Annotated in this window: 11 protein-coding genes; 6 read left to right on the forward strand and 5 right to left on the reverse strand. The window is 35.2% G+C overall.

From position 1 onward, the window contains the following. Positions 1-173: 173 nt before the first annotated feature. The 6 genes from F994_RS05335 (at position 174) to F994_RS05360 (ending at position 6,618) form a co-directional block, all read left to right on the forward strand. Complete coding sequence (locus F994_RS05335) at positions 174-491, forward strand: ArsR/SmtB family transcription factor (RefSeq protein ID WP_004649128.1); 318 nt, start codon at positions 174-176, stop codon at positions 489-491. A 101-nt stretch (positions 492-592) separates the two neighbouring features. After that, positions 593-2,320, forward strand: coding sequence for a SulP family inorganic anion transporter (locus F994_RS05340; RefSeq protein WP_004649129.1), 1,728 nt, complete (start codon positions 593-595; stop codon positions 2,318-2,320). Between the two features lie 366 nt (positions 2,321-2,686). Further along, the gene (sstT, locus tag F994_RS05345) at positions 2,687-3,880 is read left to right on the forward strand and encodes a serine/threonine transporter SstT (protein WP_004649130.1); all 1,194 of its coding nucleotides are present in this window, start codon (positions 2,687-2,689) and stop codon (positions 3,878-3,880) included. A gap of 32 nt (positions 3,881-3,912) precedes the next feature. Continuing rightward, a complete protein-coding gene (locus tag F994_RS05350; protein WP_004649132.1) occupies positions 3,913-4,587 on the forward strand; it encodes a YoaK family protein in 675 nt (224 codons plus the stop codon). Positions 4,588-4,601: 14 nt separating this feature from the next. Next, complete coding sequence (locus F994_RS05355; protein WP_004649133.1) at positions 4,602-5,138, forward strand: DUF2058 domain-containing protein; 537 nt, start codon at positions 4,602-4,604, stop codon at positions 5,136-5,138. A gap of 208 nt (positions 5,139-5,346) precedes the next feature. Beyond that, positions 5,347-6,618, forward strand: a complete 1,272-nt coding sequence (locus F994_RS05360) for a mechanosensitive ion channel family protein (RefSeq protein ID WP_004649134.1) — start codon at positions 5,347-5,349, stop codon at positions 6,616-6,618. Between the two features lie 380 nt (positions 6,619-6,998). On the opposite strand, the gene F994_RS05365 is transcribed toward F994_RS05360, so the two are convergent. The 5 genes from F994_RS05365 to F994_RS05385 form a co-directional block, all read right to left on the reverse strand. After that, positions 6,999-7,310, reverse strand: a complete 312-nt coding sequence (locus tag F994_RS05365; protein ID WP_004649135.1) for a hypothetical protein — start codon at positions 7,308-7,310, stop codon at positions 6,999-7,001. 307 nt (positions 7,311-7,617) lie between these two features. After that, entirely contained in the window at positions 7,618-7,890 is a 273-nt protein-coding gene (locus F994_RS05370; RefSeq protein ID WP_004649136.1) for a hypothetical protein, read from the reverse strand. Positions 7,891-8,307: 417 nt separating this feature from the next. Beyond that, a complete protein-coding gene (locus F994_RS05375; protein ID WP_004649137.1) occupies positions 8,308-9,354 on the reverse strand; it encodes a linear amide C-N hydrolase in 1,047 nt (348 codons plus the stop codon). A 408-nt stretch (positions 9,355-9,762) separates the two neighbouring features. Next, positions 9,763-9,942 carry a hypothetical protein gene (locus tag F994_RS05380; RefSeq protein ID WP_004649138.1) on the reverse strand — a complete coding sequence of 60 codons (180 nt, stop codon included), beginning with the start codon at positions 9,940-9,942 and terminating at the stop codon, positions 9,763-9,765. Between the two features lie 218 nt (positions 9,943-10,160). Further along, entirely contained in the window at positions 10,161-10,862 is a 702-nt protein-coding gene (locus tag F994_RS05385; protein WP_004649139.1) for a DUF1003 domain-containing protein, read from the reverse strand. Positions 10,863-11,159: the final 297 nt, after the last annotated feature.

Raw genomic sequence — 11,159 nt, forward strand, 5'->3', positions numbered from 1 at the left:
TTTTGCACCAGCATAAGGCATTTATCTTAAATTAAGTGCCTTATTTTAATTTATATAAGAATATTTGATATTAATGTTCATTAAAAAGAATTGAAAATATAACTTTTTCTTAATGTATTCAATTATTGAAGCATTATACTGCATGTATTAGTGTCAAGTAACATGAGAAATATATGAACACCGATCTTGAAATTGCATCTATGCATGATTCTGTGGATATTGTCGTCACCATATTAAAATCATTAGCCAATACAGATCGTTTACTTATTTTATGTCACCTTGCTAAACAAGAGTTAAATGTTTCACAAATAGAAGAAATAACACAAATTAATCAGCCGACTTTATCGCAACAATTGATGATGTTACGCAAAAGTGATGTGGTTTCTACTCGCCGTGATGGTAAGCAAATTTTTTATTCCATTAAAGATGAAAAGTTAGTGCACGTATTAAATACGCTATATCAATTATATTGCCCTAAAAATATAATTTAATCAGATAAATAGCATAAAATTAAATAAAGAACTTTATTCGGTTAAGACTTCTTAGCATTTTTTGTGCATAATATATCTAAAATAATGATTTAGATTTAGGTATGTCAGATTTAAATTCTCGCTTCATGACATTATTGCCTGCTTGGCAATGGCTTCGTAAATATAACCAAGCTAAATTTAAATCGGATCTTCTTTCTGCATTTATTGTGATTGCGATGCTGGTTCCACAAGGCATGGCTTATGCCATGCTTGCAGGTTTACCGCCTATAATGGGGCTGTATGCCAGTATCCTCCCGATGATGATCTATGCTATGGTCGGTGGTAGCCCTACGCTTTCTATTGGTCCTGTTGCAATTATTTCCATGATGACCTTTGCGACTTTAAATCCATTGTTTGAAGTCGGCTCCCCAGTCTATATACAAGCGGCTTGTTTACTGGCTTTTATGGTTGGCGTCATTTCATTATTGTTAGGTCTGTTAAAATTTGGCTTTCTCATTCAACTCATTAGCCATCCTGTCATTAAGAGTTTTATTATTGCTTCGGCATTACTTATCGCTTTAGGACAATTCAAATTTCTGGTCGATGTGCCATTAGCAGCCAATAATATTCCTGAATTTTTACTCAGTTTTTGGCAGTACATCCGTTATAGCAATATTGAAACCTTCATTTTTGGCATGTTGTCTTTGTGCTTTCTCATCTACATGCCAAAAATATTAAGCTCCAATGCCATTCAAAGCCGAATAGGTTCTACCGCTTTTATTTCAAAAGCCTTGCCTTTAGTCCTCGTGGTCGTTTCAATTGCTGCTGTCTATTTTCTGAACTTAAAGGAAATTGGCATTAAAACCGTCGGGGAAATCCCTTCAGGGTTTCCGCCCCTTAGCATGCCCTACTGGAATATGGATTTGGTCATCACTTTGCTACCCGGTGCGGCCATGATTGCCATGATTAGCTTTGTCGAATCACTATCCATTGCTCAGGCGACAGCTTTACAACAACGCAGTGACTTAAATAGCAATCAAGAGTTGGTCGCTTTAGGTTTGGCCAATTTAAGTGCCGGTTTAAGCTCTGCATTTCCAGTCACAGGAAGCTTATCTCGAACCGTTGTTAATGCAGACTCTGGGGCTAAAACTCCAATGGCCGGTGTTTTTTCATCCCTTCTAATTGTGTTGGTCAGCCTTTATTTCACAGGTTTTTTTCGTGATTTGCCTTTAGCCATTCTGGCGGCCACGATTATTGTTTCCATTTGGAAGTTAGTCGATTTCAAACCTTTTATCGAAACGTGGCGTTATTCAAAAGCAGATGGAATTGCCATGTGGATTACCTTTTTTGGGGTGGTCTGTATTGATATTTCTACAGGTTTAATTATCGGTATTGTCTCGACCTTTATACTTTTATTGTGGCGCATTAGTCGCCCGCATATTGCGGTTATTGGCCTAATTGAAGGTACGCAACATTTTAGAAATATCCAACGTCATCATGTACTGACTTCATCTAAATTACTTTCAATGCGCATTGATGAAAATTTAAACTTTTTAAATGCTCATATTTTTAAAGGTTTTTTAATTAATGCTGTCAGTCAGCATATTGATTTAGAACATGTGGTGATTAATTGCTCAAGTATCAGTTCAATTGATCTAAGTGCGGTAGAAATGTTGGAGGACGTAAATGCTGAATTAAATAAATTGAATATTAAATTACATTTATCGGAAATTAAGGGCCCTGTTATGGATAAATTACAGCATTCCAAATTATTAAAGCATTTAAGTGGGAAAATTTATCTCACTCATTTCCAAGCGATGCAGCAACTTTCACCCGAGGTTTTTAAATAACCAAAGCATGCTTCAATAATAAAATATGGTCAATGACTAAAAAATCAGCATATGAGAGAAATTGGCTTTGCGAAGCAATAGCCCCTCATTCAGCTTAAAACTAAGCTCATTGCCTACTCATTTTTGAAGTTGAAATCTATTTTACGTTTTATCAAAATGAATTTAATGCTGTCCATTTAACACATTTATATTCTATAATTTTTTGAAATTTGAATTAAAAAATCTTTAAAAATCGAAATATCAACTTTAAAAATAAACAGTTAGTTTTTATATAAAAATTAATTTTTAGCAGTTCCCCTTTTCGGTATAAAATGCTGCGCATATTTGTAAATTTTTTAGTCTTCGTATGTCTAACAAGGCACCCTTATGTTTTATGCTTTAATGCGTTTGAGTTTAGTCTCCCGAATTATTATCGCCATTATTTTAGGTATTGGCGTTGCTGTTGTGTTCCCGAATGTTGCTCCATATTTAAGCTTATTGGGTGACTTGTTCATTAAAGCACTTAAATCTGTTGCGCCTATTTTGGTTTTTGTCCTTGTTTTATCATCGATTGCTAATTTTAAAGTCGGACATGGTACTAACATCAAACCGATTATACTGATGTATGCTATTGGGATGCTTTTAGCAGCGTTTACCTCAGTCATTGTCAGTATTGTATTTCCAAGTACGTTGTTTCTGGACATCTCTACACAAGCCGATTTACAACCACCCGGTAGCTTAAGTGAAATTTTCAAAAATCTACTTTTAAGCTTTGTGGCGAATCCTGTGACTGCCATTAGTGAAGCAAACTTCATTGGTATTTTGGCGTGGGCTGTTGCTTTGGGTGCTGCATTTCGTCACGCAAGTGAAACCACCAAAGTGGTGTTGACGGATGCTGCAACAGCAGTCAACCATGTCATCCGTTTAGTGATTAATTTTGCTCCTGTGGGTATTTTTGGTCTGGTTGCTGTTACATTTGCTGAAGCAGGCTTAAGTACACTAGAAAGCTACGCTCACTTATTGGCTGTGCTGATTGGCACGATGTTTTTTGTTGCATTGGTCATCAACCCAATTATGGTGGCATTTGTTACACGTAAAAACCCATACCCTTTAGTGTTTCAATGTCTACGTGAAAGTGGTATCACTGCCTTTTTTACCCGTAGTTCGGCTGCAAATATTCCAGTCAACTTGGATTTAGCCAAGCGTTTAGGGGTCAATGAATCCACTGCAAATGTGGCTATTCCATTAGGTGCAACCATTAATATGGCTGGTGCAGCTGTCACCATCACCGTACTGACCTTAGCAACTGTCAACACTTTGGGAATTGCGACTGATTTCACCACGATGTTGATTTTATCTGTGATCGCAACTGTTTCAGCATGTGGCGCATCTGGTGTTGCAGGTGGTTCTTTACTGCTTATTCCTGTGGCTTGTGGCTTATTTGGGATTAGTTCTGATATTGCCATGCAAGTGGTTGCCATTGGTATGGTGATTAGTGTGTTACAGGATTCAACTGAAACTGCATTAAATTCTTCTACAGATGTGCTTTTTACTGCTGCTGTTGACCGCGGTTTAGATTAAGATAGTCATTATTAAGTATTTTTTATGACGTTATGCCTTTTCAAACTTTACCGCCTTGGGTGCAATTAGGTACTTTTTTTCTTGCAGTAAATGCAGGAATGATTAACGTCCTTGGACTGGTGACGGTATTGCATCAGTCCGTTTCACATATGACAGGCAATGTCAGCATGTTGACGATGGCTTTGCTACATGGGCAACCAAACACCATCATCTACTTAGCCTTAGTTGTTCTATGTTATGTGGTCGGTTCATTTTATAGCGGATTTATTCTTGGAAATAGCCACTTTAGTTTAGGGCGCCGTTATGGTTTACCTTTAAACTTGGTGGCTTTTTTTATTGTCCTATGTTGGGCTTTTTTGCCCTATTTTCCGCGTTATGCCTTACTTTGGGCATGTGTAGCGATGGGCGTACAAAATGCGATGATCAGCCACTACAAAGGCACAATTATTCGCACCACCCATTTGTCTGGTGTTTTGACTGATTTAGGTTTAGCGTTAGGTTATCGCTTACGTGGCTTAAATGTAGATCGAAGACGAATTATTCTACATCTAGTCATCTTATTTGGGTTTTTCTTGGGTGGCTTGGTTGCCAGTATGATTTATCCTTATTTAAAATTAAATTCATTCCTTGTCCCTGCGTTGTTAAGTTGGATACTGAGCATCGTATATTGGGTTATTTATTTTCGTTATCGACGTATTCAAGAGTAGTTTCGGAATTTATTATGGTCAAAAATGCATTACAGGCTCAATTACTAAAAGCAGGTTTAGTCGATAATAAAAAGGCTAAAAAACTGTCTAAACAGGCAGTTCATGAGCAACGTACTGGGCAAAGCGATGAAGCTGAATTAAAAGCGAAAATTGCACAAGATCAACAAGAGAAACTTGAAAAAGACCAAGCTTTAGACTTAGAGAAAAAACGTCTATTGCAAGGTAAAGAGCTGAAAGCTGCCATTGTTCAAATGATCAATCAGCATAAAATTCGTGATATCGATGGCGAAGTGTCCTATCAATTTATTGATGAGAGTAAAGTCAAAAAGATTTATCTCAATCAACAAATTTATAATGCCCTTGTTTCTGGTTCATTGGTGGTTGCTAAAGAAAGTGATAGCTATGCCATTTTACCAAAAGCCTTAGCAGATCGTATCAATGACAAAATGGAAGGCTTCATTATTGTCAATAATTCTGAAAAGAATGAACAAATCACAGATGAAGAAGATCCATACGCAGCATATGTTATTCCTGATGATTTAATGTGGTAAGTTCAGCGCATTTATAATTAAAAAGAGTGCAACTTATGTTCATATAAGCTGCACTCCAACCAATATCCAAAAAATTAGCTCAATTTCGATACTCATGTCGTTAATTCAGTTTGAGTTCATGTATATAAAACGTTACCTTTAACTCTAATTAAAATATAACTATATAAACTATAAAGAATTTTTAAATAACGATGCTAAAGGTGTACTTTTGGAGCATTTTGCTTTTATACAGAATATTCAAGATTGGTCAGATCAATTTCCATGGTTAGAAATGCTGAGCTCGCTAAGCCTGTTAATCTTGCTGGCAGCCCTCGCCAACTTTATTGCCAAACAAGTGGTGGTTCGAGGTATTCGTAAACTCATTTCCAAAATGAAATTTGCCAATAATGAAGTTTTATCCCAACACAGTGTGATCAGCCGCGTTGCAAATGTTGTCCCCGCTATTGTGATTATGAATGGAATCGTGACTGTTCCATATCTTTCAGAAAAAATCATCACATTTGTTCAAATGGCCGCACAAGCATTTATTTTCCTCACCATTGCACTGGCAATTAGTGAGTTCTTAAGTATTTTTAATCTGCTTTATCAACGTAATCCAAAATCCAGAAATAAACCCATTAAAGGCTATTTACAACTGGTTAAGCTGATTATTTTTATTGTCTGTGGCTTAATGATTTTAGGTACGTTCCTTAAAAAAGATGTTTTTACCTTACTTGCAGGCTTCGGAGCCATGGCTGCGGTACTTATGCTCGTGTTCCAAAATACTATTTTATCTTTGGTTGCATCAGTTCAAATTTCATCTTATGACATGGTTCGGATTGGCGACTGGATTGAAATGCCAACCTTAAATGCAGATGGCGATGTCATTGATATGTCATTACATACCATTACCGTGCAAAATTTTGATAAGACCTTTACCACCATTCCAACCAATAAATTAGTCACTGATACATTTAAAAACTGGCGTGGTATGGCACATGCTGGGGTTCGTCGCATCAAACGATCTATTTTTATAGATCAAAGTAGTGTGCATTTCATGAGTCTAGATGAACAGAAAAAACTGAAAGCATTTTTATTGTTAGATCAATATTTAGATACAAAGCAAGATGAGTTAGAAAATTTCAATCAACAATTGTCTAACCAGTCTTTATACAACCAACGCCGTTTAACTAATTTAGGTACATTTCGGGCCTATGTCGAATTTTATCTTAAACAGCATTCAGGCATTGCACAAAATCAATCATTGATCATTCGCCAATTACAACCAACCAGTGAAGGCTTACCCCTTGAAATTTATGCTTTTACCAATACCACGGTATGGAAGGATTATGAAGCAATACAATCCGATATCTTTGATCATCTGATTGCAATTATTCCAGAATTTGGGTTGAAAATTTATCAGGCACCTTCTGGTTCCGACTTTAAACAGTTCGCTGCGGTGTCAACGCCTGCCGTAAAATCCAATAATCTATTGGTTTAAAATGTTTTAATTCTTAAAAACACGGTAAAACAATTACTGATATTGAAATTGTTTTACCGTGAATGATATAAAGATGGCTCATTTTTATTGGTTACAACAAAATTTCAAAATCGTCTATTCATTTTGCATTAAACTTTAGCCCTGCATAAACAAGAAACTACTCTTTCTGACAGTTTTTCTATTTATTTCAATAAATTGTATCTCTCAGCTGGCAATGTCTTAGCTCAAATATTTGTCTATAATCGTAGTGAGGCAGATCTATGCTGCATGGCAGTATGTTAAAAAATGCAGTATTTATTTAATGTGGTCAATGAACACCATTCCCCTTTTTGGACAATAAAAAACTGCAATCAAGCATGACTAATTAAAAATATAAATACCTACTTTTCTTCCCCCATACAAAGTTCAAAATAATGCTTACGGAAATTATCTACGATTTGCTGTTTGCCCAAATCAGTATTGAGTAATAATTGGTCATATGCATCCTCAACTATAAGCTCATATACATCCTTAGAATCACCTTCAAACTCTAATGCTATTCTTTCTTGGGTTTCAATCGGCACGCCATCCTGTCTTTGCTGCATGACTGTTGCAGCAAGATCTGCTATTTCACTGCATATTTGAGCTTCATTGCCTGAAGCAAATACAGCACTTGAAATAAATAAACAGCTTAATAAAATTAATCTTTTCATAAGTAAATTCTATTTTTTTGTTCTTTATAGATTAGCAGATCACTCCCCATCTGAATCACATTGCCTCAATTTAATTAGAGAATGTGCCATTTCAGCCATACAACATTTTCACTAAACAACACAAACAAGGCATAAAATGCAGGTAATAGCCTCTCAAATTTTATAACAATGTTTGGTCGGATTTCGGGTAATCCTACATATGCTGCTTTATCTTGCTCGACTCAATCTAATGATAGGTATGATGATGCTATTCATCAATTTTGACCATTCAAAAACCACTCGAAGGTGGTTCATTTTAGATTGCTTTTTATTGCTCTAATTGATTGCTCATCCAATGTAAAAATTCATTTTTTTGCAGAAAACTTGGCGCTGCATGAGCCAATATGGTTTGCTGTTTACCATTAAATACACCCTTATAGTTATAAGGTTTTACAGCTTCAAATGTAGACTTATCGCTCTCATGTAATGCACTCAAAAAAGTCTTCAATTGCATAAATTGACTTTGAGAATCGATTGTTGGTTTTTCTACAATGAAATTATAAATTTGTTCTAATATAAATTTAGGATTATTTTGCGGCACTCTTATGTTCCATACTTCATAGTCAATTTGCAATATTTTAAAGTATATTTCATACAATGCATCATGATGTTTTTATATTAAATTTATATAAACTTATTGGAAAATAAAATAGTTAAAACAGTATCTTAAATTTAAAAAAATAGAGTATCAGTTAATTTTTTTGTACACACTTCTTATGATTATTCTTTAAAATTTACTATCTTCTGAAAGCGACATAACCACAATGCTGAAAGATTATTGGCTTACTTTGCACCCTGCACCTTTTGAAATAATCAAAGCACAAGACATTCCCCATAAAGAAGAACGCTAAGCAATAATCAAATATTTCATACACACCATCAATGAGAAAATGGTATTTAAAAACCCATCCAGAGATGGGTTTACATGTATATCAGACCAGCTCAATCATTTTTTGCATTATTTAGTACCTAGAAACTCGAAGGGTTGAGTGACCTTAAATGATGAATTGGTTTTCCCCGCATAGGTTTTTGCCTGATCTTGACCTAATTCCAGTTTTTTAGCCTGCCCATCATTAAAATTAATGTCTTTTAAATCTACCCAGAACACATTTGGTGATACCGCAGACTCAAAGAAATACAATCCTCTCTTATGATCGACAACAGTACGCCAGCGCGTAGAGGAAATGTTTGGCTCTTCTTCTGTATTTAAACCAAATGGTACTGAAGCATTACGGATCACGCTAAATACACTTGCCAAAGAATGTTCTGGCGTTGCATTTTTTGGAATAGCGTTAATATAGAATGACGCTCTTGCAAATCGGTCTGCAGCACGGTTCGTTCCAGGCAACATGGTTGTACCGCCTATCTGTTTCCAATAACTATTTAACGCAAGTTGTTGTTCAAATATAGGAGAATTGGTCATCACCTGATAAGCACGATTATGATGAATTACCTGCTTTCCATTAATATATTCAATAATTGCGCTATCGCCTGTTGCGTCTGAAATAGACAAATGCAATGTGGCAAGACGTTTTTCACCAGGCACAGCATCTGTCACCACTACAAATGGTTCTTTTTCTAATGCTGCAATTGCTTCATTCACTGTTGCAAAATTATCTAAGACATATTGTGCCCATAATGAAATGCTTAATGACGGCTTAGTCTTATTTTTAATATCAGGATATTCAGACTCAACCAACCAAAGTAAGTTTGCATTCAAGCCTTTCTCATTTACGCCATCCGTCGTGGAAATATCGTAACCTGTTGCAACAACACTGCCATATTTGGCAGTCCACTTTATCGAATTCGGTCCCGCCATACCATTACGCTTCACCTTGTTTGGTAAAATCCATAGATTTGTACCAATATCACTTTTCCAGTCCATAGAACGCGCGGTCATTACATCATTATCGCCGAGATAAACCACACGAGTACATGCCATGGTTAGCTCTGCAACAATTAAAAGACCCGCAGCAAATAATCCTTTTTTTAGCATTTTAGTCATTATGTTATCCTTTTAAAAATAGATAAATTTAGTCCAACGACAGGGCCATATTGGCAAATAGCCCAGTTAAAATTATTAGAATGGATAACATGTATATTTTATAAAGTTCATAAACACTCTCTTTATTATCATGAATTTTCTATCATACGCTTATTGATTAATATATGACCAAGCATTCCATTTGTCATCTATTCTTGTTGTTTTTAGAAAAATGATAAACCGCCCTTTCAAGCGGTCTTTCATGATTTAAGCAAAGCCTACCTTTGATATGACAATATTTTCAGTGCAAAAATAGGTTTGGTTTAGAGTCATATTTGCAGATAGCTTTTCGTTAGAAAAAATGGCAATTGCAGCAACAACTCAACACTCAAATGTATCTGCCAGTCTTTATATTCTTTCAGCCAAAGATTAATCTTTAAAAGGGTTCGTCAGGTTATTTTTAAACATCATAAATACCAGTAATGCACTTACCAATAGTAAAATCCCCACCATCACAAATAAAGGGTCACTTCTCGTTAAACCTAAAACAATCGCTAAAATAGCAAGAATAGATAAAATAGCGACCAGTCCCATTCCTAAAATAAGCATAAAAATTCCAAGATATTATGTAATTATGGTTTATATTTTTGGTTATAAAAATTTCAAATTGATGTCATTTTTATTAAATCACTGTTCTATTATGTAACAGTCCTCACTTAGATGGTTTTTTATATAAAAACCCAATAAGATTGTATTTTTTAATCATGAATTAAAAAGTTAAATTAATCCAATTGTCTTAGATCTTCAATAAAAATACCCATAAATTGTTAATACTTTTTGCTCATTTCAGATAATAAATCCAGTTGAATTTCTTGTATTTGAGCAAGTCTATCCCACTGATGCATTAAAAGATGATCGAGTTTTTCATGTAAATGCTGGATTTCAAGCTCGGCTTTTAAGTTAATTTGATAATCATTCTGCGAACGCAATCTATCTTTTGCTTCTTGTCTATTTTGGCTCATCATAATAACCGGCGCTTGAATGGCGGCTATACAAGATAGGATTAAGTTTAATAAAATAAAGGGATAAGGATCGGCAGGATGAACCACCACAACGACCGTATTCACAGTAATCCACACGGCTAAAAATATGGCAAAACAAATTAGAAATGCCCAGCTTCCGCCAAACGTCGCTATTCTATCAGCAAGCCGTTCTCCTAAAGTCCAGTGTTGATCCAGTTTATTCTCAACATTTTTTGTGATGAGCTCGTGCTGCTGCATACTTTTAATCACTTCATATTCAAGATCAGTGACTTCCCCTTTCTCCGATTTTAATAAGGAATGAACATACTGAATTCGATACTTGGTCAAATCTGCTTGGCAAATATAGTCTTGAGGCGACCACTCTGGAAAATTATGTGAAATTTCTTCTGTAATCACTTTTCGTATCATCCCCATTGGAATGAGGCTTTTAATTGGGAAAGTTTTTCCACACACTAAACATTCATGACATTCTTTTTTTTCATTCATGACCGCCCTCTTTTATCATCATTGTAGAATTAATGGATAAATATACCTAAGTACATTTTACTCATATTCAAACTTTTTGATTGTCTATATTGTTAATTTTTTCAACTGTAGATAGCACCAGCAAAATGATCAAAAACAATCATTTCCAATACTCTTCAATGCCTAAGAACCAGTTTTTGGCCGGCCTAATGCACTATCAAAATCTTTTTTTCCATCATCTTTATTGAAACAAAATTCACACAGTAAAACAGGAAAAAATGCAGTAGTTCCAATTTAAAATTTGGTAGGTCTAATTAA

Origin of the sequence: Acinetobacter bohemicus ANC 3994 (assembly GCF_000367925.1) — a bacterium.
Taxonomy (GTDB): domain Bacteria; phylum Pseudomonadota; class Gammaproteobacteria; order Pseudomonadales; family Moraxellaceae; genus Acinetobacter; species Acinetobacter bohemicus.

What these genes read in the sequence shown, in the direction of transcription:
- F994_RS05335 (WP_004649128.1), top strand. Translation starts at nt 174, where the DNA reads ATGAACACCGATCTTGAAATTGCATCTATGCATGATTCTGTGGATATT.
- F994_RS05340 (WP_004649129.1), top strand. Translation starts at nt 593, where the DNA reads ATGTCAGATTTAAATTCTCGCTTCATGACATTATTGCCTGCTTGGCAA.
- sstT (WP_004649130.1), top strand. Translation starts at nt 2,687, where the DNA reads ATGTTTTATGCTTTAATGCGTTTGAGTTTAGTCTCCCGAATTATTATC.
- F994_RS05350 (WP_004649132.1), top strand. Translation starts at nt 3,913, where the DNA reads ATGCCTTTTCAAACTTTACCGCCTTGGGTGCAATTAGGTACTTTTTTT.
- F994_RS05355 (WP_004649133.1), top strand. Translation starts at nt 4,602, where the DNA reads ATGGTCAAAAATGCATTACAGGCTCAATTACTAAAAGCAGGTTTAGTC.
- F994_RS05365 (WP_004649135.1), bottom strand. Translation starts at nt 7,310, where the DNA reads ATGAAAAGATTAATTTTATTAAGCTGTTTATTTATTTCAAGTGCTGTA.
- F994_RS05375 (WP_004649137.1), bottom strand. Translation starts at nt 9,354, where the DNA reads ATGACTAAAATGCTAAAAAAAGGATTATTTGCTGCGGGTCTTTTAATT.
- F994_RS05380 (WP_004649138.1), bottom strand. Translation starts at nt 9,942, where the DNA reads ATGCTTATTTTAGGAATGGGACTGGTCGCTATTTTATCTATTCTTGCT.
- F994_RS05385 (WP_004649139.1), bottom strand. Translation starts at nt 10,862, where the DNA reads ATGAATGAAAAAAAAGAATGTCATGAATGTTTAGTGTGTGGAAAAACT.